The following is a 25,858-nucleotide window of genomic DNA, read 5'->3' on the forward strand; positions in this document are numbered from 1 at the left end:
CATGACCCGCGCGGAGCCTGATATCGTGATCATCGGATCCGGCATCGGCGGCGCCACCGTTGCCGCAGGCCTCGCCGATACCGGCGCGCGCATCGTGATCCTTGAGCGGGGCTATCGCATTCCGGATGACGCACCCGCGCGGGACCCCTGGCGCATCTATACCAATTCCGCGTTCCGTTCCGAAGAGACATGGCTCGACGCCGATGACCAACCGTTCGAGCCGGGCAATTACTACAATGTCGGCGGCAACTCGAAGCTCTATGGCGCGGTCCTTATTCGCTATCGCGCCGAAGACTTTGCCGAGATGCACCATGCGGAGGGGATCTCGCCGGCATGGCCGTTCGGGTATGACGTGCTGGCGCCGTGGTATGACCGGGCAGAGGCCTTGTTCAGGGTGCGTGGCACACGCGACGACCCGACCGAACCGCCGCATGGTCCTTACCCGTTTGCGCCGGTGCCCGACGAACCGGCCATCGCGCAAGTGCGCGCGCGCCTAAACCGGGCCGGTGTCACCGCCTTCACCCTTCCGCTTGGCGTCGATATCGATCGGTGGCTTGCCGCCGGGTCTACGGGGTGGGACGGATACCCCGACACGCGCTGCGGGAAAATGGATGCGGAGACCTGTTCTTTGGCCTTCGCTTTGGAACGTGCCAATGTTTGTCTTGAGGAAGGGGCGGAGGTGCTTTCGCTCAATATCGGCACGGACAATCGCCGCGTGGCCGAGGTGGTCTATCGCCAGAACGGAGAAACCCGCATATTGCGACCCGGCACCGTGATCCTGGCCGCTGGCGCGGTGCAATCGGCGGCGTTGCTGCTGCGCTCCGGCATCGCGAACAGCGCGGATCAGGTCGGTCGCTGCTTCATGAACCACAATGCCTCGGCGCTGATCGCGATTGATCCGCGGTTCCGCAACGATGCGGTCTACCAAAAGACTTTCGGGATCAATGACTGGTATCTGGGGGACGGGGCCGGTGGCCCGCCGCTCGGCAATGTGCAGGCGCTTGGCCGCGTAACGCCCGATATTCTCAAGATCCAGGTGCCGCAGTTGCCCCGCCCGGTCGCGCGCTGGATCTCGCATCACGCCGTCGATCTATATGCCATCTCCGAGGATCTGCCCGATCCGGACAGCCGCGTGACGGTGCGTGGCGGCAAAATCAAGCTGGCCTGGCGGCGTTCCAACATGGCGGCGCACCGGGCGCTGGTCTCGAAAACCAAGGCCACCATGCGGCGCGCCGGCTTCCCCATAGTGCTCTCCCGGCTCTTCGACGGGCGCGTGCCCTCACATCAATGCGGCACCTGCCGGATGGGGGACGACCCCGCACGGTCCGTGATCGACCCTGACGGACGGAGCTGGGATCATCCCAACCTCTGGATCACCGACGCCGCCGCCTTGCCCACATCGGCCGCTGTGAACCCGGCCCTGACTGTTGCCGCGCTGGCCCTGCGCGCGGCGGATACGATCGCAAAGGAGCTCCCATGACGCCTCTTGCCCTCATCACCGGCGGTCAACGCGGCATCGGGCTGGGCATCGCCCGTGCCTTGGCAGAACAGGGTTTTGCAATCGCCCTTGCCTCTGAATGTGCGCCCAACGACCCCGATGTCGTCGCAGCCTTGTCCGAGTTGGGCGGCGCGGCCCGGTTCTATCGTCACGACTTGCGACAGATCGAGGCCTGTGCCGGTCTGCTTGACGCCGTCGAAGCACAACAGGGCCCTGTGACATCCTTCATTTCCAATGCGGGCGTGGCACCGCTGAAGCGTGTGGACTTGCTGGATACGCAGGCAGAAAGCTTCGATTTCGTGATGGCTATCAATCTGCGTGGCGGCTTTTTCCTCGCGCAGGAAGTTGCGCGGCGCATGGTGCGCGCGCCCTCGGACGATCCGCGCAGCATGGTCTTCATTACCTCGGTTTCGGCGGAGATGGTCACCACCGACCGTTCGGACTACTGCATGTCCAAAGCGGCAGGGTCGATGATGGCCCAGCTCTTTGCCGCGCGGCTTGCGGCGGACGGGGTGAGCGTGTTCGAGGTCCGCCCCGGGATCATCCAGACCGCAATGACCGCTGCGGTGCGCGAGAAATATGATGCGCGCATTGCCGACGGCCTCATTCCCGCACGGCGCTGGGGCTTTGCCGACGATGTGGGGCGGATGGTGGTGCCGCTGGTCACCGGGCAGATGGCCTATGCCACGGGGTCGGTGCTTGCCGTGGATGGCGGATTGTCCATCCCACGGCTCTGAAAGAGGAAACAGGTCCATGCAAAAAGGCTATGATTTCATCGTGATCGGAGGCGGTAGCGCCGGCTGCACCATTGCGGCACGGCTTGCCGAGGACCCGAAAGTCGAGGTTCTTCTGCTGGAGGCCGGCGGGCGCGACCGTCATCCCTTTTACCATCTGCCTGCGGGGTTCGCGAAGATGACGAAGGGCATCGGCTCCTGGGGGTGGTCGACCGTGCCACAGCGGCACATGCAGGGCCGCGTGTTCAATTACACGCAGGCAAAGGTGATCGGCGGGGGCTCCGCGATCAACGCGCAGATATACACCCGTGGTGCAGCGCAGGATTATGACGGCTGGCGGCAAAAGGGCTGCGAGGGGTGGAGCTACGAGGATGTCTTGCCCTATTTCCGCAAGTCGGAAGACAATGACAGCCATGACAACCGGTATCACGCCAAGGGCGGCCCGCTTGGTGTGTCCCAGCCGCGCGCGCCCCTGCCCATCTGTGATGCCTATTTCGAAGCGGCCGCCACGCTTGGCATCCCGCGTAACATGGACATGACCGGCGAAAAACAGGATGGCGTCGGGTATTATCAACTCACCCAACGCAATGCACGGCGCTCCTCAGCGGCCATGGCCTTTCTCGCGCCAAATCTGTGGCGCTCCAACCTGACGTTGAAAACCGGGGCGCAAGTCCGGCGGATTATCTTGCGCAAGGGCCGTGCCATGGGTGTCGAGCTGATGGATGGAACGCGGCTCGCGGCGCTCTGCGAAGTTGTGTTGTCGTCTGGCGCGATCGGATCTCCACGCCTGCTCCAGCTGTCGGGGATTGGCCCGGCAGATCATCTGAACGCTCTGGGAATTCCGGTGGCATTGGATCAGCCTGAGATTGGTGCCAATCTTCAGGACCATCTCGATCTCTATTGCATTTGCGAGGTGTCCGGACCGCACACCTATGACCGGTTTGCAAAGCCGCACCTCTCTGTATTGGCCGGCATGCAATACTTGCTGAACCGGACGGGGCCGGTGGCCTCGTCGCTTTTTGAAACCGGGGGGTTCTGGTATGCCGACCCAAGTGCGCGCTCACCGGATATCCAGTTTCACCTTGGTCTCGGGACCGGGATCGAAAAGGGGGTGGAGGCGATGCCGCAAGGCGGGGTGACGCTCAATTCGTGTTACTTGCGGCCGCGCTCGCGCGGAACGGTGCGGCTTGCGTCAGCCGACCCCCGCGCAGCGCCCCTGATCGACCCGAATTATCTCAGCGATCCAAAGGATCGGGAGTTGAGTATCGAAGGGCTGAAGCTGACGCAGGCAATCCTGAACGCTGATCCCCTCAAACCGTTCATCAAGGCAGAGCGCCTTCCCGGGCCATCGGTCAAAACCGATGCTGACTATTTCGATTTCATTTGTGAGCATTCCAAGACGTCGCATCACTGCGCGGGGACCGTGCGGATGGGAGGGGACGCGGCGGCGCCGCTCGATCCGGATTTGACTCTGCGTGGGATTGAGTCGCTTCGTGTGGCGGACGCATCGATCATGCCCGATGTTGTCTCTTCCAACACCAATGCCGCCGCGATCATGATTGGCGAGAAAGCCGCGGACATGATCAAGGCGGATTACGGCATTTCGCGATGATCCGCGCGGGTCCAAACCGTGTCTGTGCCATGGTCGCATGCCACCGGGGTGTGCGGCATATGCCGCGACCGGCGGATTTTGGACCGCCCCCCCCCGCAATCCGCAGCGATCAGGGTGCCTGCCCATGCCTGACCGAACGCCTGACCGAACGAAGGAAAAGAGATGATCCGCCACATCGTGCTCATCAAGTTCAAGGACCTCTCCGACAGCGAGATTGCCGATATCTGGCAAGAGCTTCACGCGATCACGGACCATGTCGACGGGTTGGTGGCCATCCATGCCGGTCGCTCTGAAAGTCCCGAACAGATCGAACGAGGCTACCTCCATGGGTTTACCGCCGATTTTACCAGTTGGGACGCTCTTGCCGCCTATGCAGAGCATCCGATGCATCAAAAACTCGGCGCACGCCTTGTTGCCAATGCCATTGGCGGTCTGGACGGAATCCTCGTCTTTGACCTGCCTTTCGTGGCCTGACCGAAGCCTGTGACCGACCTGACACGCGGAGCCTGAACCATGCTGACCCTGCCCACCTATTCTGGCGACCTGGAGCCCTATACGTTGTCCGGTGATCCGCTGATCCCGCGCGCACCGGAAGTGCCGCTCACGCGCACGGCTTTTGCCGCCGCGCATATCGTTTCTGACCCGATGCGCGAGCGCAGCCCCTGGATGGGGCGCCCGGCGGTCGACTGGGACAACACGCTGCGGTTTCGGCATTGGCTTTGGGATCAGGGCCTTGGTCTGGCAGAGGCGATGGACACCGCGCAGCGCGGAATGGGGACCGATTGGGACACGGCAAAAGAACTGATCGAACGCACCATGCGAGAGGCCAAAGCGCATCCGCTCCGACCGCGTGTCGCCTGTGGTGCGGGCACTGATCAGAAACCCCTTTCGGATCTGGGGACGGTCGGGAGTATCCTCGGGGCCTATTCTGAACAGATGGAAGCGATCGAGGCGGCAGGCGGGCAGGTGATCCTTATGGCGAGCCGGGCGCTACCGGCCATCGGCGCAGGGCCAAACACCTATGCGGAGGTCTATAATGCGCTGATCGAACAGGCGGCCGAGCCCGTGATCCTTCATTGGCTCGGGGATATGTTCGATCCCGCGCTGCGCGGATACTGGGGCGCCAACGATATCGCGAGCGCTTCGGATGCGGTGCTCGAGATCATCGCGGCAAACAGGGCGAAGGTCGACGGTATCAAGATTTCACTGCTCGATCAGGCCCATGAGGAAGCGTTTCGCGCGCGCCTCCCCGTCGGGGTGCGGCTCTATACCGGGGACGATTTCAACTATGCCGCGCTGATCGCGGGTGACGGCACGCATCATTCCCATGCGCTGCTCGGGGCATTCACCGCCATCGCGCCCGCCGCGACCCAAGCGCTTGAGGCGCTGGCGCGTGGCGACCGGGCCACATATGACGCGCTGCTCGAACCGACGGTGCCGCTCAGTCGCGAGATTTTCAAGGCCCCGACACAGTTCTACAAGGCCGGGATCGCCTTTCTGGCATGGCTCAACGGCGCGCAGGGCCACTTCATCATGCCGGCGGGGTTCCAGTCTTCGCGCGAGATCACGCATTACGCCGAAGTGTTGCGCCTTGCAGACCGGGCGCGGGTTCTCGTCAATCCCGACCTGGCCGAGCAACGCATGATGCTCTTGCTGAAACTGTATGGCCTCGGGTAACCGGATGCATGCCATGACGCGCGAAGCGATCCTTGATCGGGTCTCGCGTGATGGTCCAAGCCAGGTGTGACCGGCTCAACCATAGGCGACCCAGATGACAAAACGCCCGACAATCCTCGATGTCGCCCGCCACGCGGGTGTGTCGAAATCGACCGTCAGTCTTGTGTTGCAAAACTCTCCCTTGGTCCGGGATCAAACGCGCGCGCAGGTCCGCGATGCCATGCGCGCGCTGAACTACGTCTACAACCGCTCTGCGGCGGGATTGCGCGGGGCGGAATCCGGGCTGATCGGCCTGGTGATCAACGATCTGCGCAATCCGTTTTTCACCGAATTTGCCGCTTCGGCGCAGATGGCGCTGGCGCGCGCGGGCTATGCGACCGTGATCGCCAATACCGACGAGGATCCCGGCTTGCAGGAACAGGTCACGGGCTCCATGGTTGAGCATGGCGTTTCGGCGGTGATCCTTTGCCCCTGCTATGACCGGGATGAAACGAGCCTTGCCGCGCTCAAGCGTTCCGGCTTACCGGTGCTGCAGGTCCTGCGCCAAGGTGATGCGGGACCAGGTTTTCCGTTCCTGTCGCTTGACTATGCCTCTGGCAGCGAAAGCGCGGCCCGGCATCTCATTGAACAAGGCGCGCGGTCCATCGCCTTTGTCGGCGGTTTTGAAAACCGTCCTGTCACGCTGGAGCGTATGTCGGGATACCGCTTGGCCATGGAGCGTGCCGGTCTTCCGCTCAAAGTGATCTCCGGGCGTCCGTCCCGCGCTTTCGGGCGTCGCGTTGCGCTCGAGATTGCGCATGGTGAAACAGATGCCGCGGTGTGTTTCAGCGATCTCGTGGCACTGGGCATGCATGCCGGGTTCGCGGAGGCCGGCGTCCGGCTCGGTGTCGATTTTCGCCTCGCCGGGTTTGATGATATCGAGGAATGCGCGCTCGTCTGGCCACAACTCAGCTCCGTGCGGTGTGATATCGCCAGCTTTGCCGAACGCGCGGCACAGGTGCTTCTCGACTGGCTGAACAGCGGCATCGCACCGGTTGAAATGCCGCGCATACCGGTGCAGCTCATCGCGCGACAATCGACGACAGGCCCATGAAACGATGCTTGCGCAACGGCCGTGCACGGGCCAGACCTGCGCTCATTCCGACAGTAGCCCGATCCGGAGACGTGCCATGACCGATCCTTATTCATTTCTGCGCCATCTTTTCGAGCGTGCGGTTGCAGTCGCCGATCCGATGGTCTGTGTCCCGAACGCGTTGCCGCCGAAACCCGCAGGCCGCTGCTTTGTCATCGGCGCTGGAAAAGCCTCGGCGCGCATGGCCGAAGCGCTGGAAAGCGTCTGGGGGCCGTGCGCCGGGCGGGTGATCACCCGCTATGGCTATGCGCGGCCGTGCAAGGGGATCACGATTGTCGAAGCCGCACATCCCGTGCCGGATGCGGCGGGGCTCTCCGCCACGGCCGACCTGTTGAGCGATCTTGCGCCGCTGACCGAAGACGACACCGTGATCGCCCTGATTTCCGGCGGCGCATCGGCGCTTCTCGTGCAGCCCGCCGGGGATATCACCCTGCAGGAAAAGCAGGCCGTAAATGCCGCGTTGCTCGCGTCCGGCGCCCCGATCGACAAGATGAATACGGTGCGGAAGCACCTTTCGCGCGTCAAGGGCGGACAGCTTGCGGCCGCCGCCTATCCGGCGACCGTGCATGCGCTGATCATTTCCGATGTGGCCGGTGACGATCCCGCCTTTATCGCCTCCGGTCCGACGGTTGGAGATTCCAGCACGCCGGCGGATGTGCGTGCGATCCTCAAGGCCTATGCAATCGACGTGCCTGCATCGGTCGACGCGGTCCTGCGCACAAACACTGGCGTTTTGCCCCCGGAGCATCCATTTCTCGCCAAAACCATCAACACGGTGATTGCCGCGCCGTCCCAATCGCTCGAAGAGGCGGGCGGAATCGCCGAGGGGGAGGGCCTGACGGTGCGCATGCTCGGCGATGCGATCGAAGGGGAAGCGCGCGAGGTGGCGGCGGAACACGCCGCGCTCGCGCAAGAAATCCGCATGGAAATGACGGCGCAGGATCGTCCTTGCCTGCTTTTGTCGGGCGGTGAATGCACGGTGACCCGGCGGGGGGATGGCATCGGAGGGCCGAATGCGGAATATGCGCTCGCGCTTGCGGTGGCTCTGGACGCGGCTGAGGGTATTTTTGCGCTGGCCGGGGACACCGATGGTGTGGATGGCGCAGCAGAAGTTGCGGGCGCGCGCATCGGTCCGGACACGCTTGCGCGGGCGGAAGCCCTCGGGTTATCGGCACAGGCGGCTCTTGCGAAGAATGACAGCCACAGCTTTTTTGCCGCAATGGGCGATCAGATCGTCACCGGGCCGACGCTGACAAATGTCAACGATTTCCGCGCTATCCTGATCTTGCCGCCAGAAGCATAGGCCAAGCGGAAAGCTGTTGCATGGTCGCCGTTTCAAGGCCGGATTTGCACGGCCAATGGTATGGAGTGGTGCAGCGACAGGCGCTTTCGATGTCAGGCGCCATGGGGCGGCAACTCGAAATCCCGGCGCATGAACGTGACGGTCAACCGATAATAGCGGTTGGTGTTCTCGATTTCCGAGACGCCATCGATCTGGCTCACAAACGCTGTCATGAGCTGCGCACCGAGTCCTGTTATCTCGGACGCGTCGCCTTCTTCATCAGGAAGCAAGGGCGCGCCTTTTGTGTTTTCGACCCGGAGCATCGTTTTCCCGTCAGCATCCTCCTCGAGCACAATGCTGATGAGCGCGGGGTCGTTATCCGAAGGCCGCCCGGCATATTTCAGAGCGTTCGTGAGCGCCTCGGACAGCAGCATTGACAATGGCACCGCCTGATCGGGATAGAGCTCGGTCGCGGAGAGTCGGGTTTCGATGCGCAAGAGCTTTGGCGAAGCAGGAGCGAGCCCGGACATGTCATCGACCATGGCCGCAATCATGTCAGCGGCGTTGACGGTGGTCATCTCCGGCGTGGTGTAGATTGAGCGGTGTAACATGGCGAGACCGCGAACCCTGCGTTGTAACCCTGCGAGGGCGCGCCGGGTTTCTGTGCTCCGCGCCTTGCGCGACTGCATGTTCATGATCGAGGCAATCAGCTGCAGATTATTCTTCACGCGGTGATGCACCTCGCGGAGCAGCACTTCCTTGTCACGCAGATCCTGTTCCCGTTGGGCATCCGCCTTGTCGAGGTTGAGCGCCATGCGGTTGAAGGCATCTTCGGCGTCCTTGAGCTCTTCCGGTGCGTTGCCAAGATTGAGTTGCCCGGCACGCAGCGCCCCTTCCGCATACTGGCGCATGGCCAGCCGGAGCCGCTTCACATGTCTGATGACAAGCTTCTGGAGACCGAAAAACGCGACAACTATGCCGGTCAGCCACATCAGCATCGGCACGAACAAAGCGGTGGTCAACCATGGCAGACGTGATCCGAACAGGCCGCCAGGCTGCGCCCAGATGCCGATCAGAACCGCCGAATTCCGCATCAGCGGCACAGCCAGATAGCTGTTGTCCGATCCATCTACGGCTTTGGAGTCGAACCGATCCGTGGCCAGTGCGATCCAGTCTTTCGGGGCCGATTGATCGGGCAGGGCAGCTTCGACCTCGGTGATATCATGCGTTGCCGCAATGAGCGTGCCTTCGAGGTCGAGGATGGCAAGGCGCATGCCTTGCTCGGCAGAAAAATCGCGAAGGCTGTCTTCGGAGAGCGTGACCGGCACGGCAAGTGCGGCATAGCCGGACGTCCTCTTGCCGGAATAGACCGGCCGGCTCACCAGAAAGCTGGGCTGATCGCCGAATATGCCCGCCGGTTCCGGCCGAACATCAATCGGAAGGCGGACCCCGTCCGGGCCAGGGGTTGCGATGCGGGAAAACGCGATCTGCGCGCCCGTGGAGGAGCACCGCATTTCCCCGCCACTGTCTGCGAGGCTTGCAAAGCTGTAATCGGGATTGTCGTCGATAAATGCGGCCATTTCGGCCTCGCAGTTCTCTTCGGTCAGGAACTTTCCCGCGATCCCGAGGCCCTTTGTAACGGCCAGTGCCCGTTCGATCGACAGGCGTTCATCGGCGGCCACTTCGAATACCTGCCCCCGCAGCGACGCGATATTGAGATCCTGCGCCTCCTTGAGGAGTTGGTAGGTCTGGTAGAGCGAGATGAGGCCCAATGGTAAGAGCGCGAGCGACAACAAGCCAAGCAACTTGACGGTCAACTTGTTGAAAAAACGATATTCTATGCTCATGCAGCGGATGGTCTTTTGCCTGCGCCGCGCGATCGGGAAGGCGGCGTCGAGAGCGTGCCTCCGGCACCGTCGCCATCGAGCAGCTCCGTCAGGCGCGCCCGGGCGCGGTTGACCCGCGATTTGATCGTGCCGACAGAAGCTCCCACCGTTTCGGCGGCTTCTTCATAAGAGAAACCCTCCGCACCGATCAGGATGAGCGCTTCTTGTTGTTCTGGGTTCAGGGTCGCAAAAGCCGCGTTGAAGTCACGCAGCTCTAGCCGACCGTCATGATCCGGGCTTTGCGTCAAGGCGCCGGCGAGCGTGCCATCGGCATCCTCGACCTCCCGGCGGTGTTTGCGGAAATGTGCATAATAGGTGTTGCGCAGAATGGTGAACAACCATGCGCGCATATTGGTGCCCGCTTCGAATTGATCGATCTTCGTCCAGGCTTTTTCAAGTGTGTCCTGCACGATGTCGTCAGCCAGCGCTGAATTGCGGGTCAAGGTCGTGGCAAAGGCCCGCATCGAGCGGACGTGCTCAACCAGCTCGTCCCGTGGGTCCGGCGTCATTCTTCGGACCCTGTTTGTCCCGCCTTGGCGCCAGATTGGTCGGCATCCGAGGCCGGGCCCGACCGATCGCTTTCCCGGAGGCGTTGTAGAAGCTGTGTGAACCTGTCCGGGATCTCTTCATTCAGAACATCGTCGTAAACCTTCTTGAGGTTCGCGTCTATTTCATCCTGAAGTCTTGATTCTTTGTCCGAAGGATTCATGTTAGTGAGCAACATCTTTTATTAACTTGTCGGAGTTCTTCGCGGCAACTCCACTATGTCAAATTTAGTTCGACGCGACCGAAAGAACAGAATGAAAAACGATCAAAACCCCGACCTTTCCGCTCTTGTTGCCGAAAATCTGCCGTTCCTTCGCAGATATGCCCGCGCTCTGACAGGGTCGCAAAGCCGGGGGGACAGCTATGCACTGGCGACGCTCGAGGCAATCCTGAGCGACCCGTCGAGCTTCGATGGCGGGCTTGGTTCCAAGGCGGCTCTGTTCAAGGTTTTCCACGGGATCTGGTCCAGCTCGGGCGCCCCGTTGGGGGATGAGGCCGATCCCCTGGCCAGCAAGGCGCAGGAGCACCTGTCGCGTTTGACCTTTGGAACGCGTGAGGCTTTGCTGTTGCACACGATCGAGGGCCTGTCTTTCGAGGCGATCGGCCAAGTCATGGAGCTGACCGCCTCCGAGGCACAGGAGCTTGTTGAAATCGCGTATAATGAGATGGCCAAATCCGTCTCGGGCCGGGTGATGGTGATTGAGGACGAGGCAATCATCGCCTTTGACCTTGAGGCGATCATTGCCGACATGGGGCACAAGATCACCGGTGTGGCCCGAACGGAAACCGGTGCAATTCAACTCGCCAATCGCGAAACGCCCGATCTGATCCTGTCCGACATCCAGTTGGCGGATAACAGCAGCGGGATCGACGCGGTGAACAAGATCCTTGAAAGCACGGGGGACATCCCGGTGATCTTCATCACCGCTTTCCCGGAACGCCTTCTGACCGGGGACGGGCCGGAGCCCGCATTCCTCATCTCGAAGCCCTATACAGAGGATCAGGTGCGGTCCGCCGTAAGCCAGGCGATGTTCTTTTCATCGACGGAAACACTCAAGACCTGAACGTGGCATCGCTCAGGCGCTTGCGCGGAAGCTGCCTCTGACGGCGGCGATCACTCGTCAAGGGAGCCATGAATGGCGAACTGGTCCAGCCCGGCATCCTGAGGCGGGATTGACCGATATGTTTCCCGCACCCCCGCCTCCGACAACTCGCGCGCCACCGTCAGAAGCGTATTGGGGTCATGCTCGTCGCACAGATCCACCATTTGCGCCAGTTCTTCGGCGGCCACGGGGCGCGCGGCCTCGATATCCGGCGCTCCGTAATAGGTGACAAAATGCTGCGCCAGAAGGTCCGTGAGCGTGGAGATTTCCCCCGCTTCGATCTGCGTAACGGCGACAAAGGTCACCCTGCCGCCCGTCTCAAGGCCAAACCAGCCGTTTGAAAACGCCTGCCGAGCCTTCCCGGTCAGGTCTGCCTCTGTCCAGTTCGAAAACTCGAAACCGCCCGACACGCACCATTCCCCGGTGCGGGCGGGATTGTGGAACACCCGTTGATCGGACTCGTCGAAATGAATGGCTCTGGCAAGTTTCATGGGCTGGTCTCCAGGCGCGTTGTCAGCGGGATCAGGTCGGTCTTTTCATCGGTGCGCAGCAGGAGGCCAAAGCGCTCATCCACGCCGAGGAACGTCCCGCTCCGCCCATCAAGGGTTATGACTTCGCCAATGCCATGGGCGAGACCCCGCCATTCGGCGTGCACCGGCTGCGCGCCGCTCTCTTCCCAGCGCGCAATCCAGTTCAGCGTATGACGCGCCCAGGCTTCCACAAGCTGGTGCGGGTTCACATCGGCACATCCTTCGACAAACAGAGCCGTCTGATCCGGCGTGTTGCCGGTCTCGGCCTCCAGCGGCAAGAGCGGCAGTGCGAAGCCGATCACCAGCCAGTCCGGGATCGCCTCCGGGTCAAGATCGGAGGCGAAACAGCGAAACGCGCCGCAGGACGCGCCATTCACGCGGATCCCACCGGTCCACTCCAGATGCACCGCCACTTCCGGCGGCGCCAAAGCGCCAAGCGCGTTCTGAAAGCCGACACCGCAGAGCGGGAGCATCGCAATGGCATCCTTGAGAGCAACATCGGGCGCCAGAACGATGGCCGCCGAGACGCGATCCGCCGTGACGCGCCATGGGATCAGCCCGGCATCGACGCCGCGCACTGCCTGCATGACCGCGATTTCCATCGGGTCGGCACTCACCTCCTCGCCACGCATGGCGGGCGGAAAGCTCAGATCGTGCTCTGTTTCCAACATCTCTCCATCCTTTTTGCCCATCCGCCCGTGCTAGGTGCATCGGGCAGACGGATCTTGCTCGTGCCTTTTGCTATCAGGCCGCGCCCTTGGCAACCAGTGCGTCGGCAACGCTTCGGAACGCTTGCGCCTGAGGGCTGTCAGGTTGGCTGGCTGTGATCGGCGCCCCGCCATCGGCCGCAAGCCGAATATCGAGGTGAAGCGGGATCTCCGCCAGCAACGGCACGCCGAGCTTGGCGGCTTCGGCGGCAACGCCACCATGGCCGAACACGTGCTCCTCGTGACCGCATTTCGAACAGATGTGGGTCGACATGTTCTCGATCATGCCGGTGATTGGCACCTTGAGCTGGTTGAACATGTCGATCCCCTTACGCGCATCGAGCAAGGCCACGTCCTGTGGCGTCGATACGATGACCGCACCGTCGACCTGAAATTTCTGGGTCAGGGTCATCTGCACATCGCCGGTGCCGGGCGGCAGATCGACAAGAAGCACGTCGAGCGCGCCCCATTGCACCTGGTTCATCATCTGCTGCAAGGCGCCCATGAGCATCGGCCCGCGCCAGACGACCGCTTGATCCTCGTTGGTCATCAGTCCGATGGACATCATCGTGACGCCGTGGTTGCGCATCGGCAGGATCGTCTTGCCGTCAGGGCTTGCGGGTCTGCCGGACACGCCAAGCATCCGCGGCTGCGACGGCCCGTAAACATCGGCATCCAACAATCCGACCCGTCGTCCGGCCTGTGCAAGCGCAACGGCGAGATTGGCGGAAACGGTTGATTTGCCGACGCCACCCTTGCCGGAAGCGATCGCAAGGATGCGATCCACGCCCGGAACCTTCTGCGGTCCGCTGGGCTCCGCGGCTTTTTGTGGCTTGAGGTCAGGCGGCGCGGCGGGCGCGGAATGACCGGTCAGCACGATCGAGACTTTTGTGACGCCGTCGAGCGCGCCCAGAACCCTTTCGGCTTCTGCCTTGACCGCCTCGTAAGCCGCGGCCTGAGAGGGCGCGATTTCCATGACAAACCGGACAGACCCGTCCTCGCCGACATTCAGCGCGCGCATCACGCCTGCGCTGACGATATCCTCGCCACCAGGGTCGCGGACGGTCTTGAGCCGTTCCAATACTGCTTCACGAGAGGCCACGGGTTACTCCTGTCCCTTGATCTCGCCATTGACCTCATGGGTCATGCCGAGCTCTTCAATGGTGACAACCGCCTTGATGGCATAAGTCTTTGCGCCTCCTTCGGCCTCGCGCACGGCGTCTTCGATGGCTTGCTGCGAGGTGACCCCCACCTGTTTCAGGAATTTCCGCATCGACATGTTGAAATCGTCGCTCATGGTCTCTCACTCCCCTTGGACCGGATTGGAATTTGACGGATCGAAAGGTTGCATCTTACGATACAGCCATGCGTATTCTCTCTGCCCTGTGCCTTGCCCTGTTCCCTCTTGCCGCATTCGCGCAAGAGGATGCCGTTCGCCTTTATGCTCCGCCGAGCCTTGTGGACACGGGAGTGTTCAAACACATCCTCCCCCGCTTCTCGCTCAAGACGCAGGTTCGGGTCACCCTTGTCGATGCCGCCAACGACGCTGACCTCGTGATCGGGCCCGACGGGCGTGCGCTGTTTCAGGACGCTGTCACCACCTGGCACCTTGAGCAACGCGACACCGACAACGCGAAGGTCGCGCGCTTCGCGGAATGGCTCCGGTCCGATGTGGGGCAACGGACCCTGTTTGGTTACGCGCCGGAGGGGGCGGCTCTGTTCCAGCCGCCGGCCAAGACCGAAACCGTTGTCGTGGCCGTCGAGATCAGCGGTGATGTCGGGCTTGGGGCGGAGGTCAGCGCGCTCAAATGCGCCCGCTGCCACGCAGTGACCGAGGCGGGCCGAAAGAACGACATCGGCTCGACCCCCTCCTTTTTCCTGCTTCGTGGCATGGGTGACTGGCAGGAGCGGTTCGAGGTGTTCTACGTTCTCAAACCGCATGGAGCCTTTACCCAGATCGACGGGGTTACGGAGCCGTTCCCGCCGGAACGCCCGTCGCCGATAGTTCCGATCCAGATGACGCTGGAAGAGGTCGAGGCGGTGCTGGCCTATGTTGAAAGCCTGCCCCCCGCCGATCTCGGAGCACCGCTTGAACATCAGTGATCGCGCCGTTTGCTGAGGTAGTCGTCCGTCGTCCGCACTCTGGGCCGTTCCCCCGCGGCAAACGGGTTGTCCTTGGCGTGGTATTGCGCGTTGATCCGGCAATCGTCGCACATCTGGATCAACTTGAGCTTTTCACCATCTGCAAACATGGAATGCGCGCTGAGCTTTTCGGTGATCTTGTCGATGGTGGATTTCACCCCGAAAAGGGACCCGCACTCGATGCAGGCAAAGGGCTCCTCTTCGTTGATGACTTCCTGGCGCAGCGCGGCGTCGGTGAGGTCCAGCCGGGGTTCCAGCGTGATCGCATCTTCCGGGCAGATATTCGCGCAAAGCCCACATTGCAGGCAGGCGTCCTCCTGAAAACGCAGCTGCGGGCGGTCGGGATTGTCACCAAGCGCTCCGGAGGGACAAAGCGAGACGCAGGAAAGGCACAGGGTGCAAGCGCTGTCGTCAACCACCACGGCGCCGTAGGGCGCGCCTTGCGGCAGCGGCACGTGTTCGGTGTCCGGCAGAAGCGCGCGTGCGGCTTGCCGTGTGATCTGGCGGCGGGTGCCAAGCGGTCGCACAGGCGTTGCGATCGCCGCCGGCACCGCAGCATCGTAGAGCGCATCGCTCACGGCATCCGGGTCGGGCGTGTCGAGCGCGTGGACCTTCTCCGTGCCCGCCACCGCCTGCGCGAGTGCAATCTGCGCGTCGAGCGCGGCACGGTCGGTCTTCGGGCCGCAAAGGATGGTGACGCTCGCAAAGCCTGCGGCCAGCGCGGCCAGTGCCTCGGCGTGGCCAAAACCGTTCAGCGCCGCAACCTCCATGGGGATCACATCGGCAGGGAGACCCCGGCCGAACCGCGCGGCGAGACGGACCATTTCTGCGCCGTGGCTTTCGGTGACAAGCAGGCGCGGGGCTGTGCCGCCGGCGTCAAGATATGCTTTTGCCAGCGTCTGAACGCGCCGGAACGACAGGTCCACCGGCGGTGCATCATAGGAAATCGCGCCAGACGGGCAGACTGCGGAGCATGCGCCGCAGCCGGCGCAAACCATCGGGTCGACGCTCACATGATCCCCGTCCGGGCTGATCGCGCCCGTGGGGCAGAGGTCGAGGCACCGCGTGCAGCCGGTCTGCTCGGCACGCGAATGCGCACAAAGCAGGCTTTCGAGCTTAACGTAGAGCGGCTTTTCAAAGGTGCCGACAAGATGCGAGGCGGCCATCACCGCCGCCGATACGCTTGGCGCGTGGGACGGGTCGGCGCGGACATACCCATCGCGTTTTTCATGCGCCGGAAAGAGCGGGGTGTCGCCGCGCAGATCGAGAATGATGTCGCATTCCGAGGTCGCGCCATCGCGCGGCGGTGTCAGTCCAAACCCGCCACGGCCACCGGGTTCGACCATTTGCAAGGCGTCGATGCGCACGGAAAACTGCCCCAGCGCGCCGGTTGCGGATTTCAGGCGGCCGACGACCACATCGAATTCACGCGACGGGGGGATCTCCGATGCACCGGCGAGCAGGACGGTGACGCCAAGATGGTCCTTCAGCATGTCGGCCGCGGCGAGCGCCACCTCCGCCGGCCCGAGGATGAGGCACAAACCCTCCGAGATGACGTCGAGCGTTTTTTCGGGCGGCTTTGGCAACATCGCCTCCGCCACCAGGGCGGACATTTTGGGTAGTGTCGGGGCGTCATCCGCTGTCCACCCGGCCCTGTCGCGCAGGTCGATCAAGGGGGGGACGTCGGTGCCCAGCTCCTCGGCGAGCTCCTCGAAAATTCGTGACTCTTGCATGCAACAAATTGCGGCATCCCCCGTTTGCAAGGCGGCCGCGGCCTGGTTGATCTGGGTGGTGCACAGTGCCGAACAGGCTGGTTTCACCTCCAGTCCAGTCGCTTTTGCCAAGCCTTCGGTGTCAACAGATTGACTTCCCAAACAGTCACATGTTATCAGTGACTTGATCATGAATTCTCTCCCCATGGAACGCGCTTTCCGAAGCCGTTCAACCCCCCGTTCCGGCGCCACAGCGTAGTCCCGATTCGAACTGCTCGGCAACCGCATTTCCGTGTCGGCGCCCGTGCCGGACCTCCAACTGCGCCTGTGATTCGGGCGGGGTGATTCGGGAAATTTGCATCGACCCAATCCTGACAAAAATAATCTATTTAGACAGAATGTCCCTGATCGGCTGTCGGGCCGGGTAAAACCGTTCCGAACTGTCTGGATCTGCAATTGGATACCGTTGTGCACCAATTGGGTCTTTTCAGACTGCCTAATTCTGACGCACGATGAAAACCGAGGAGGACAGTCTTGATCCACAACCCGAACATGTATCGGACGATGCCCGTCGGAGTCGTGCTGCGGCGGACGCCCGGCGTCACGCGTTGGGTGAAGCATCACTGGACTGTATCCGCAGCCTTGCCGGGGGCCGGACCTGCGAACTGGCGGGTTCTGCGCACAGACGGCGACGCGGTCGAGTATCACGCCGCAACCGTCACGCTGGAGCTGCATGGTGCCGATACCGAAGCCTATGTGCACGGTCTTCAGGCGGCGGTTCCAAGCCTTTACGTTGTGCTGCGAGAAACGGATGCGGGTGAAGATCCTCTCGAGATCCTTCTGGTGACCGCTTCTCCCTACGAGGCCCAGGATTATACCGACAGCGGCGAAGAGATCGTGGAGCGGCTTCCGATGCCGCCGGCGATGATTGCCTGGGTGCAAGACTTTGTCGATGCATTCCACGAAGAGGAAGTCTTCGTGAAGCGGCGTCGGGACAAGAAGCGGACCGACCTTGTGGAAGACGGGATCGGCGATCCGCGCATTGCCTCGTCCTCCGATGTCTATGCATCGCCCGCCCTCAAGCGCCGGAGACTGAATTGATGGCTTTGATGCTTGCCCGCATGGTGTGCACATGAGTGCGTTCTGGGAACGCCGCAAGGCCGCGGTGGCGGCCGAAGAGGAGGCCGCGCGGCTTGAGCGCGAAGCCGCGCTTGCCGCTGAACAGGAAGCCGCCCTTGCAGAGCAGTGCGACGAAGAGCTGTTGGCCGAGAAAGGACTGAAGGAGCCCGAAGCGCTCGACAGTCCCGAAGAAATCCGCGCCTTCCTGAACGAGGCCTTGCCGCAGCGGCTCAAGACCCGCGCATTGCGCCGTATGTGGCGGCTGAACCCGACGCTCGCCAATCTCGACGGTCTCGTCGATTACGGAGAAGACTTCACTGACGCCGCCACGGTCGTCGAGAATCTTCAGACCGCGTATCAGGTTGGCAAAGGGATGCTGAAATCCATCGAAGCCTATGCCGCCGAAGCCGAAGCCAAGGAACGCGCCCAAGAAGAAGCGCTGGCTGGTGTTTCACAGGGTGAGGCCGGAGAGGCAAGCGCCGACGTCGCGCAAGCGCCAACCCTGACCGACGGCGAGGACCTCGCGCGCGACGAAGACGACGCGCCCGCGCCCGAGGCAGCGCATGACCCGGAGCCCTATGCCTGGGCCGAGACAGATGAAACCGACACGATGCCTGCGCCGTCCAGCCGCCGAATGCGGTTTGCGTTTGACGGCGCCCAGACATGACCGAGGATCCGATGACGGCCGCACCCGATACGACCATTTCTGAAGAAGACCGCCTGCGGGCGGATCTCTATAACTTTCTGGGCGTGATCCTTGCGGGCCCGCCGGATGACATGCTGCTCGAACAGACCGCGGGTCTGTCCGGCGACGACAGCGATCTTGGTCAGGCAATCACCACCTTGGCCAAGCTGGCCAAGGTCTCCAAGTCCAAGGCCGTCGAAAGCGAATACACCAAGCTCTTCATCGGCTTGGGGCGCGGCGAGCTTTTGCCCTATGCAAGCTACTACATCACCGGGTTCCTGAATGAGAAACCGCTCGCACTTCTGCGGCAGGACATGTCGGCGCGGGGATTGGCGCGGGCGGATAATACTTTCGAGCCGGAAGACAACATTGCCAGCCTGATGGAAATGATGGGCGCGATGATCGTCGGACGGTTCACGGCGCCTGCGACCCTCGCTCAGCAGAAGACCTTCTACAACAAGCATATCGGTCCCTGGGCGGCCCATTTCTTTGCCGACCTCGAAGGCGCCAAGAACTCGGTGTTTTACGCGCCCGTGGGCACCGTCGGGCGCGCGTTCATTGAGATCGAGAGCGAGGCGTTTCGGATGAGCGGCGACTAAGCCGCCACGCAATCCGCGGGAGATCCCGCGGCCACCCGGTGCGCCTTTGCCGGCGCACCGATCAAGCGGCAGGAGACTGCCGGAAACCGGGGCCGAAAGGCCTCAGACATGACTGGGAGACCCATCATGGCACAGGAAAAAGAGGCTTCGCGCCGCGATTTCCTCAAACTGGCCGGAACCACGGCGCCGCTCGCGGCAGTTGCGGTTGCGACTTCGGGTGGTGCTGCGGAAGCCGCAGAGCCCGACCTGACATCGGAAAAGATGCAGGACACGGCGCATACACGCGCCTATCTCGCCAGCGCCCGCTTCTAAGTCCCGGGGAACCGGGAGGCCGAAAACGGTCACCGGGGGAACCACGGATTTTCGAGGGACGCACGCTACGCCCGGCCCGCTTCGGACGCAGCATCGTGGTAGAACAACTGGTTGCGTGACGCCCGACCGTTCTGCCGTTTCGTAGCCCGGCGCCGTGACATTGGTGTCGAGGAGGGAGAAGAAAACATGTTGAGGAAAAAGACCAACGGGGTTGCGCGACGCCCCCAGCGGACAAGTATCCTGGGTCAGGCGGCCAATACCTCGGTCGACCGCCGCGCATTCCTGCGCGGATCGGGTCTGGCCATCGGTGGCCTTGCCGCCATCGCCGCAACCGGCGGCACCGTCCAGCAGGCCAGCGCCCAGAGCGCCGCGGCGATCGGTGCGGTCGATCTGAAGAAATCCGTCTGCACGCACTGCTCGGTCGGCTGTACCGTTGTGGCAGAAGTCAGCGACGGCGTCTGGATCGGCCAGGAACCCGGCTGGGACAGCCCGTTCAACCTCGGCGCCCATTGCGCAAAAGGTGCGGCTGTTCGTGAGCACGCCCATGGTGAGCGCCGTCTCAAGTACCCGATGAAGAAAGAGGGTGGTGAGTGGAAGCGCATCAGCTGGGAGCAGGCGATCAACGAGATCGGCGACGGCATGATGAACATCCGCGAGGAAAGCGGACCGGATTCTGTCTACTGGCTCGGCTCTGCCAAGCATAACAACGAACAGGCCTACCTGTTCCGCAAGTTCGCCGCCTACTGGGGCACGAACAACGTGGACCACCAGGCGCGGATCTGTCACTCCACCACCGTTGCGGGTGTTGCGAACACATGGGGCTACGGCGCCATGACCAACTCCTATAACGACATCCACAATTCCAAGGCGATCTTCATCATCGGCGGCAACCCTGCCGAGGCGCACCCCGTCTCGCTGTTGCACCTGCTGAAGGCCAAGGAACAGAACAACGCGCCCGTCATCGTCTGTGATCCGCGTTTCACGCGCACGGCGGCCCATGCCGACGAGTATGTGCGGTTCCGTCCTGGCACCGACGTTGCACTCGTCTGGGGTATCCTGTGGCACATTTTCGAGAACGGTTGGGAGGACAAGGAGTTCATCCGCACCCGCGTCTGGGGAATGGACCAGATCAAGGAAGAAGTGGCCAAGTGGACGCCTGAAGAGGTCGAGCGTGTTACCGGTGCTCCGGGCTCGCAGCTGCGCCGCGTGGCCCGGACCATGGCCAACAACCGCCCCGGCACCGTGATCTGGTGCATGGGTGGCACACAGCACACCAACGGCAACAACAACACCCGCGCTTACTGCGTGCTTCAGCTCGCGCTGGGCAACATGGGCACGTCCGGTGGCGGCACCAACATCTTCCGCGGCCACGACAACGTGCAGGGTGCAACCGACCTTGGCGTTCTCTCGCACACGCTCCCGGGCTATTATGGCCTGTCCAAGGGTGCATGGGCACACTGGGCGCGTGTCTGGGGCGAGGACGCCGAATGGCTCGCCGGCCAGTTCCAGACTGTCACCGGTGCCGACGGCAAGGAGAAGTCGCTTCAGAACCTCACCGGTATTCCGGTGTCGCGCTGGATCGACGGCGTTCTCGAAGATCCTGAGAACACCGATCAGCCAAACGCTGTCCGTGCGATGGTGCTGTGGGGCCACGCGCCCAACTCGCAGACCCGGATGAAGGAAATGAAGACGGCGATGGAGAAGCTGGACATGCTGGTCGTGATCGACCCGTTCCCCACCGTCTCCGCCGTGCTGCATGACCGCACCGATGGTGTCTACCTTCTGCCCGCCGCCACCCAGTTCGAGACCTACGGCTCCGTTACGGCGTCGAACCGCTCGATCCAGTGGCGCGAGAAGATCATGGACCCGCTCTTTGAGTCCAAGACCGATCATGAAATCATCGGCCTGTTCTCCAAGAAGTTCGGCTTCCACGATCGGATGTTCCGCAACATCGCCCTTGAGGATGACGGCATCACGCCGAACATCGAGGACACGCTGCGCGAGATCAATTCGGGCATGTGGACGGTGGGCTATACCGGCCAGTCGCCAGAGCGTCTCAAGCTGCACATGGCGAACCAGCACACCTTCGACCGCACCACGTTGCAGGCGATTGGTGGTCCCGCAGATGGTGACTACTACGGTCTGCCATGGCCGTGCTGGGGCACCGCGGAAATGAACCACCCGGGCACGCCGAACCTCTACGACATGTCCAAGCCGGTGGCTGAAGGCGGTCTGACATTCCGGGCGCGCTTCGGCGTCGAGCGGGATGGGGACAACCTGCTGGCGGATGGCGTCTATTCTGCCGGATCTGAAATTCAGGATGGCTATCCTGAATTCACCATGCAGATGCTGATGGATCTCGGTTGGGATGGCGATCTGACCGACGAGGAGCGCGCCGCAATCGACGCGGTGGCAGGACCCAAGACCAACTGGAAGACCGACCTCTCCGGCGGCATCCAGCGGGTTGCGATCCAGCATGGCTGTGCGCCCTTCGGGAACGCAAAGGCCCGTGCCGTCGTGTGGACCTTCCCGGATCCAGTGCCGGTGCACCGCGAGCCGCTCTACACCAACCGTCGTGATCTCGTGGCCGATTACCCGACCTACGAGGACCGGAAGTTCTATCGTCTGCCGACGATGTATGCCTCGATCCAGAAGCAGGATTTCAGCAAGGACTATCCGATCATCCTCACCTCGGGCCGCCTTGTGGAATACGAGGGCGGTGGTGACGAGACCCGGTCAAACCCGTGGCTTGCCGAGCTTCAGCAGGACATGTTCGTCGAAATCAACCCGCGTGACGCCAACAATCTTGGTGTGCGGGACGGCGCGCAGGTCTGGGTCGAAGGGCCCGAAGGCGGCAAGGTCAAGGTCATGGCGATGGTCACCGAGCGGGTTGGCGAGGGCGTTGCCTTCATGCCGTTCCACTTTGGCGGTCACTTCCAGGGTGAAGACCAGCGGTCCAAATATCCCGATGGCGCCGATCCCTATGTCTTGGGCGAGAGCACGAACACCGCTCAGACCTATGGCTATGACAGCGTAACGCAAATGCAGGAGACCAAAGCGACTCTCTGCAAAATCATGCCAGCGTAAGGAGTAACGACTTATGGCTAGAGCCAAATTTCTTTGTGACGCCGAGCGCTGTATTGAGTGCAACGCTTGCGTCACGGCCTGTAAGAACGAGCACGAGGTGCCGTGGGGGATCAACCGCCGTCGGGTGGTCACGATCCAGGACGGCAAGCCCGGCGAGCGCTCGATCTCGGTAGCCTGCATGCACTGTTCAGACGCGCCTTGTATGGCCGTCTGCCCGGTGGATTGCTTCTACCAGAACGAGGAAGGCGTGGTCCTGCACTCCAAGGACCTCTGCATCGGCTGTGGTTACTGCTTCTATGCGTGCCCCTTCGGCGCGCCGCAGTACCCGCAGGCGGGCAACTTCGGGTCGCGCGGCAAGATGGACAAGTGCACCTTCTGCGCCGGTGGCCCGGAAGAAACGCATTCCACGGCGGAGTTCGCCAAGTACGGTCGCAACCGGATCGCGGAAGGCAAGCTGCCGATCTGCGCCGAGATGTGCTCGACCAAGGCGCTCCTCGCGGGTGACGGCGACATTGTCGCCAACATCTATCGCGAGCGCGTCGTGGCCCGTGGCTTCGGCTCCGGCGCTTGGGGCTGGGGCACCGCCTACGACCAAAAGGGCGGCTGATATCGCTCAATTCGGACGGGCCGGGGATGTCCTCGGCCCGTCTTTTTGTTGAATGCGTATGGCATCGGACCGGGCTTGTCGGACGCGATAGCGTGCCGCGCTGCGAACCGCCGCCATAAGACGCTTTCCGCCTTGCGGCGTCGAGAGCAACAAGGGGTCTGCGAGGCTCCGACTGGGGTTTGAGGGAAAACAGATGACAAAGACAAAAACCGGTTTCGGATGGTTCATGGGGCTTGTGCTTGTGCTGGGTGCACTGGCATTGGTGTTGCGACCCACACCGCCGTCGACCACGCCGGATCCTGCGGCACTTGCAGAGGTGCGTGAAGCCACCACCGGCGGTGCGCAGACGCTCGAAGACATTCTGCGCCGGCAGCAGGGACTGCCGATCGACGACTCCTTCCGCCGGTCGCAACTTGACGATGGAACGGCCGCGGGCATGGCGCAACAGCTCGGCACGCTGGGCGGTGAGAGCGACAGCGAGGTCTGGCGTGCGCTGCGCTACGGTTATGACGGCGTTGAGGTGTCGGCAGGTGGCCCGGTGGCCCGTGTCCTGATGCAGGACGGCGGCATGACGTGGCTGCAATTCCGGGAAGGCCCGCTTGTCACCTATGGCGGTGGGCTGTTGCTCGGGACGATCGGCTTGCTGGTGATCTTCTACCTGCTGCGCGGGCGGGTTCAGCTCGACTACGAAAAGACAGGCCGCACGGTCACCCGCTTCCAGTTTATTGAGCGCTTCGCGCACTGGATGCTTGCGGGCTCTTTCATTCTTCTGGGCCTGACCGGCTTGCTGGTTCTGATGGGACGGTTGTTCATTGCGCCGGTCTTCGGGCTGGAGGCCAATGCGCTTATCCTCACGGTGTCGAAATTCGTGCATAACAACGTCTCTTGGGCGTTCATGCTGGCGCTGGTCATGGTGTTCTTCATGTGGGTTTGGCACAATATTCCCAACCGCACGGACATCACGTGGTTTGCGCAGGCCGGTGGCATCGTGGGCTCCAGCCACCCGCCTGCCAAGAAGTTCAACGGCGGCCAGAAGATCATCTTCTGGTCCGTCATCCTTCTGGGTGGGTCGATCTCCGTTTCGGGCCTGTCGCTCCTCTTCCCGTATGAGTTGCCGCTCTTTGCCAAGACCTTTGCCGTGCTTAACGGTATCGGTGTTCCCGGCTGGCTCGGCATGGGGGCCTTCCCGGTGGATCTCGCGCCGCAGGAAGAGATGCAGTTTGCACAGCTCTGGCATGCAATTGTCAGCTTCGTTCTGATGGCGATCATCATCGCGCATATCTATATCGGCTCCGTCGGTATGGAGGGTGCCTATGACGCCATGGGCTCGGGCGAGGTTGACGAAGCTTGGGCGGCGCAGCACCATTCGATCTGGCTCGAAGAGATCAAGGCCAAGCGGGCGGAGTCGGGAACCGCTTCCGGCAGCAGCGCAGCCCCGGCTGAGTAACCCGTCATGCGCCGCGTTCTTGCCGTTGTCTGGGCCATATTGGCCTGTGTCGCGGGTCCGCTCGCGGCGCAGGAGTTCACGACGCTGAAAGGGCATGGCGGGCCGATCATGGCGCTCGCCGTGTCGCCGGAGGGGAATGTCGCCTCCGCGAGTTTTGACAATTCCGTCGGGCTCTGGTCCGGACAGGAGCCCCATTGGCTCGAAGGCCATGACGCCGCCGTTTCTGCGGTGGCGTTTGGACCCGGCGATGTGCTGGTCTCAGGCGGTGACGATTTTGCCGTGCGTCTCTGGACTCCGGACACACGGGTGCTCGGGCATCACGAGGGTAAGGTCAGCGCCCTCGCCGTGTCGCCGGACGGCCAGCATGTCGTGAGCGGCAGCTGGGATGGGTCGATCCAACTCTGGCCGGTTGCGGCGAGCGGACAAGGCCTGTTGATCGACCGGCCCGGCTCCGGGGTCAACACGCTCGGGTTCAGCGCAGATGGCGCATATCTTTACGCTGGCACCACGGATGGTGCCTTGATCCGCTACGATCTCGTGGGCGGTTCGGCGCCGTTTCCCATGGTGCAGCACGGGTTCGGCATCAACGAACTTGTGGTCGGGACAGGATGGGTTGCCTATGGCGCTGTCGATGGTGGCACCCGCGTGGTGGATGCGCAAACCGGTGACGCGATCGCGGATTTCACGCTCGACCGACGCCCGATCCTGGCGATGGACTGGCATGCCGAGACGGGCCAGATCGCGGTTGGGGACGGTCAGGGCTATATCATGATGCTCGATACCAACGCCTGGCGGATTGTGAGTGACACGCGGGCCACACGTCAGGGACCGGTCTGGGCGCTGGCGTTCTCGACAGATGGCGCGATCATCCACGCGGGGGGGCTGGATGATGTCGTCTATGCCTGGCCGGTCGCCACGCTCGATCAGTTTGGCGAGAGTATGGGCCAGACCGAACGCGCTTTCCTGCGTGACCCGGCCACAATGTCAAACGGCGAACGTCAGTTCATGCGCAAATGCTCGATCTGCCATGCCCTGACAGACGCACCCTCACGCAAGGCGGGACCGTCGCTGTTCGGCGTTTTCGGGCGTGCGGCTGGCAGCGTTGATGGCTATGCCTACAGCGACACGCTCAGCGGATCTCCGATTGTCTGGGACGATGACACGATCGACGCTTTGTTCGATCAGGGGCCGGACCACTACATTCCGGGATCCAAGATGCCGATGCAGGTGATCACGAAACCGCAGGATCGTGCGGATCTGATTGCGTTTATGAAAGAGGCCACGGGAGCGGCCGAAGCAGGGGAGAATTGAGGCAATGAAGGCAATGATTGCGGGCTTTGCGGCCATGGTGGTGATCGGCGTCGGAGCCTATTTCGTATTGGGCGAAATGGGGTTTTCGGCGGCTGATACGCTTTCCAGTCCCAATGTCCGGCTCGACTGA

26 protein-coding genes are annotated in these 25,858 nt (G+C 62.4%); 18 read left to right on the forward strand and 8 right to left on the reverse strand.

Features of this window, described 5'->3' with window-relative positions; genetic code table 11:
* The first annotated feature begins 1 nt into the window (after position 1).
* From J1C49_RS09890 to J1C49_RS09920, 7 genes are all read left to right on the forward strand, one after another.
* On the forward strand, positions 2 to 1,480 hold the full coding sequence (locus J1C49_RS09890; RefSeq protein ID WP_227445657.1) for a GMC oxidoreductase: 1,479 nt from the start codon (positions 2 to 4) through the stop codon (positions 1,478 to 1,480).
* The gene (locus J1C49_RS09895) at positions 1,477 to 2,235 is read left to right on the forward strand and encodes a 3-ketoacyl-ACP reductase (protein WP_227445658.1); all 759 of its coding nucleotides are present in this window, start codon (positions 1,477 to 1,479) and stop codon (positions 2,233 to 2,235) included. The genes J1C49_RS09890 and J1C49_RS09895 overlap by 4 nt, the downstream gene beginning before the upstream one ends.
* Before the next feature lie 16 nt (positions 2,236 to 2,251).
* A complete protein-coding gene (locus J1C49_RS09900; RefSeq protein WP_227445659.1) occupies positions 2,252 to 3,844 on the forward strand; it encodes a GMC family oxidoreductase in 1,593 nt (530 codons plus the stop codon).
* Positions 3,845 to 4,006: 162 nt separating this feature from the next.
* Complete coding sequence (locus tag J1C49_RS09905; RefSeq protein ID WP_227445660.1) at positions 4,007 to 4,318, forward strand: Dabb family protein; 312 nt, start codon at positions 4,007 to 4,009, stop codon at positions 4,316 to 4,318.
* Positions 4,319 to 4,357: 39 nt separating this feature from the next.
* The gene (locus J1C49_RS09910; protein ID WP_227445661.1) at positions 4,358 to 5,521 is read left to right on the forward strand and encodes a dihydrodipicolinate synthase family protein; all 1,164 of its coding nucleotides are present in this window, start codon (positions 4,358 to 4,360) and stop codon (positions 5,519 to 5,521) included.
* Positions 5,522 to 5,615: 94 nt separating this feature from the next.
* Positions 5,616 to 6,614 (forward strand): LacI family DNA-binding transcriptional regulator, encoded by a 999-nt coding sequence (locus J1C49_RS09915; protein ID WP_227445662.1) that lies wholly within the window; start codon positions 5,616 to 5,618, stop codon positions 6,612 to 6,614.
* A 76-nt stretch (positions 6,615 to 6,690) separates the two neighbouring features.
* Entirely contained in the window at positions 6,691 to 7,956 is a 1,266-nt protein-coding gene (locus J1C49_RS09920) for a glycerate kinase (protein WP_227445663.1), read from the forward strand.
* A gap of 92 nt (positions 7,957 to 8,048) precedes the next feature.
* Here the strand turns inward: J1C49_RS09920 and J1C49_RS09925 are convergent, their stop codons facing one another.
* Genes J1C49_RS09925 through J1C49_RS09935 form a run of 3 tightly spaced genes read right to left on the reverse strand, consistent with a single transcriptional unit; the run spans position 8,049 to position 10,545 of the window.
* Positions 8,049 to 9,782, reverse strand: a complete 1,734-nt coding sequence (locus tag J1C49_RS09925; protein ID WP_227445664.1) for a sensor histidine kinase — start codon at positions 9,780 to 9,782, stop codon at positions 8,049 to 8,051.
* Positions 9,779 to 10,330 carry a sigma-70 family RNA polymerase sigma factor gene (locus J1C49_RS09930; RefSeq protein WP_227445665.1) on the reverse strand — a complete coding sequence of 184 codons (552 nt, stop codon included), beginning with the start codon at positions 10,328 to 10,330 and terminating at the stop codon, positions 9,779 to 9,781. The genes J1C49_RS09925 and J1C49_RS09930 overlap by 4 nt, the downstream gene beginning before the upstream one ends.
* Positions 10,327 to 10,545, reverse strand: a complete 219-nt coding sequence (locus tag J1C49_RS09935; protein ID WP_370639393.1) for a NepR family anti-sigma factor — start codon at positions 10,543 to 10,545, stop codon at positions 10,327 to 10,329. Before J1C49_RS09935 ends, J1C49_RS09930 begins: the two co-directional genes overlap by 4 nt.
* Before the next feature lie 76 nt (positions 10,546 to 10,621).
* On the opposite strand from J1C49_RS09935, the gene J1C49_RS09940 reads away from it, so the two are divergent.
* A complete protein-coding gene (locus tag J1C49_RS09940) occupies positions 10,622 to 11,431 on the forward strand; it encodes a response regulator (protein ID WP_227445667.1) in 810 nt (269 codons plus the stop codon).
* A 50-nt stretch (positions 11,432 to 11,481) separates the two neighbouring features.
* Here J1C49_RS09940 and J1C49_RS09945 read toward each other — a convergent pair whose 3' ends face one another.
* The 4 genes from J1C49_RS09945 to J1C49_RS09960 all read right to left on the reverse strand — a co-directional run bounded on the left by J1C49_RS09945 (position 11,482) and on the right by J1C49_RS09960 (position 14,004).
* On the reverse strand, positions 11,482 to 11,961 hold the full coding sequence (locus tag J1C49_RS09945) for a DUF6505 family protein (RefSeq protein ID WP_227445668.1): 480 nt from the start codon (positions 11,959 to 11,961) through the stop codon (positions 11,482 to 11,484).
* Positions 11,958 to 12,671 (reverse strand): biotin/lipoate--protein ligase family protein, encoded by a 714-nt coding sequence (locus J1C49_RS09950; RefSeq protein ID WP_227445669.1) that lies wholly within the window; start codon positions 12,669 to 12,671, stop codon positions 11,958 to 11,960. Before J1C49_RS09950 ends, J1C49_RS09945 begins: the two co-directional genes overlap by 4 nt.
* A 73-nt stretch (positions 12,672 to 12,744) precedes the next feature.
* Positions 12,745 to 13,809, reverse strand: a complete 1,065-nt coding sequence (locus tag J1C49_RS09955; protein ID WP_227445670.1) for an Mrp/NBP35 family ATP-binding protein — start codon at positions 13,807 to 13,809, stop codon at positions 12,745 to 12,747.
* 3 nt (positions 13,810 to 13,812) lie between these two features.
* Positions 13,813 to 14,004 carry a DUF6494 family protein gene (locus J1C49_RS09960; protein ID WP_227445671.1) on the reverse strand — a complete coding sequence of 64 codons (192 nt, stop codon included), beginning with the start codon at positions 14,002 to 14,004 and terminating at the stop codon, positions 13,813 to 13,815.
* A gap of 68 nt (positions 14,005 to 14,072) precedes the next feature.
* Between J1C49_RS09960 and J1C49_RS09965 the strand changes: the two genes are divergently transcribed.
* On the forward strand, positions 14,073 to 14,810 hold the full coding sequence (locus J1C49_RS09965; protein ID WP_227445672.1) for a cytochrome c: 738 nt from the start codon (positions 14,073 to 14,075) through the stop codon (positions 14,808 to 14,810).
* Here the strand turns inward: J1C49_RS09965 and J1C49_RS09970 are convergent.
* Positions 14,804 to 16,753 carry a 4Fe-4S binding protein gene (locus J1C49_RS09970; RefSeq protein WP_227445673.1) on the reverse strand — a complete coding sequence of 650 codons (1,950 nt, stop codon included), beginning with the start codon at positions 16,751 to 16,753 and terminating at the stop codon, positions 14,804 to 14,806. The two genes, J1C49_RS09965 and J1C49_RS09970, sit on opposite strands and share 7 nt — an antisense overlap.
* Positions 16,754 to 17,125: 372 nt before the next feature.
* On the opposite strand from J1C49_RS09970, the gene J1C49_RS09975 reads away from it, so the two are divergent.
* The 9 genes from J1C49_RS09975 (at position 17,126) to J1C49_RS21715 (ending at position 25,858) form a co-directional block, all read left to right on the forward strand.
* On the forward strand, positions 17,126 to 17,662 hold the full coding sequence (locus tag J1C49_RS09975; RefSeq protein ID WP_227445724.1) for a DUF3305 domain-containing protein: 537 nt from the start codon (positions 17,126 to 17,128) through the stop codon (positions 17,660 to 17,662).
* Between the two features lie 31 nt (positions 17,663 to 17,693).
* Positions 17,694 to 18,347, forward strand: coding sequence for a DUF3306 domain-containing protein (locus J1C49_RS09980; protein ID WP_227445674.1), 654 nt, complete (start codon positions 17,694 to 17,696; stop codon positions 18,345 to 18,347).
* 11 nt (positions 18,348 to 18,358) lie between these two features.
* The gene (locus J1C49_RS09985; RefSeq protein ID WP_227445725.1) at positions 18,359 to 18,964 is read left to right on the forward strand and encodes a molecular chaperone; all 606 of its coding nucleotides are present in this window, start codon (positions 18,359 to 18,361) and stop codon (positions 18,962 to 18,964) included.
* A 108-nt stretch (positions 18,965 to 19,072) separates the two neighbouring features.
* A complete protein-coding gene (locus tag J1C49_RS09990) occupies positions 19,073 to 19,276 on the forward strand; it encodes a twin-arginine translocation pathway signal protein (RefSeq protein WP_370639394.1) in 204 nt (67 codons plus the stop codon).
* 186 nt (positions 19,277 to 19,462) lie between these two features.
* Complete coding sequence (locus J1C49_RS09995; protein ID WP_227445675.1) at positions 19,463 to 22,363, forward strand: formate dehydrogenase subunit alpha; 2,901 nt, start codon at positions 19,463 to 19,465, stop codon at positions 22,361 to 22,363.
* A gap of 13 nt (positions 22,364 to 22,376) precedes the next feature.
* Complete coding sequence (gene fdh3B, locus J1C49_RS10000) at positions 22,377 to 22,970, forward strand: formate dehydrogenase FDH3 subunit beta (protein WP_227445676.1); 594 nt, start codon at positions 22,377 to 22,379, stop codon at positions 22,968 to 22,970.
* A gap of 226 nt (positions 22,971 to 23,196) precedes the next feature.
* Positions 23,197 to 24,417 (forward strand): formate dehydrogenase subunit gamma, encoded by a 1,221-nt coding sequence (locus tag J1C49_RS10005; RefSeq protein ID WP_370639396.1) that lies wholly within the window; start codon positions 23,197 to 23,199, stop codon positions 24,415 to 24,417.
* 6 nt (positions 24,418 to 24,423) lie between these two features.
* Positions 24,424 to 25,728 (forward strand): c-type cytochrome, encoded by a 1,305-nt coding sequence (locus tag J1C49_RS10010; RefSeq protein WP_227445678.1) that lies wholly within the window; start codon positions 24,424 to 24,426, stop codon positions 25,726 to 25,728.
* A 4-nt stretch (positions 25,729 to 25,732) separates the two neighbouring features.
* Positions 25,733 to 25,858, forward strand: coding sequence for a hypothetical protein (locus J1C49_RS21715; protein WP_255670650.1), 126 nt, complete (start codon positions 25,733 to 25,735; stop codon positions 25,856 to 25,858).

Origin of the sequence: Cognatishimia sp. F0-27 (genome assembly GCF_020667845.1) — a bacterium.
Lineage (GTDB): Bacteria > Pseudomonadota > Alphaproteobacteria > Rhodobacterales > Rhodobacteraceae > JAFMPQ01.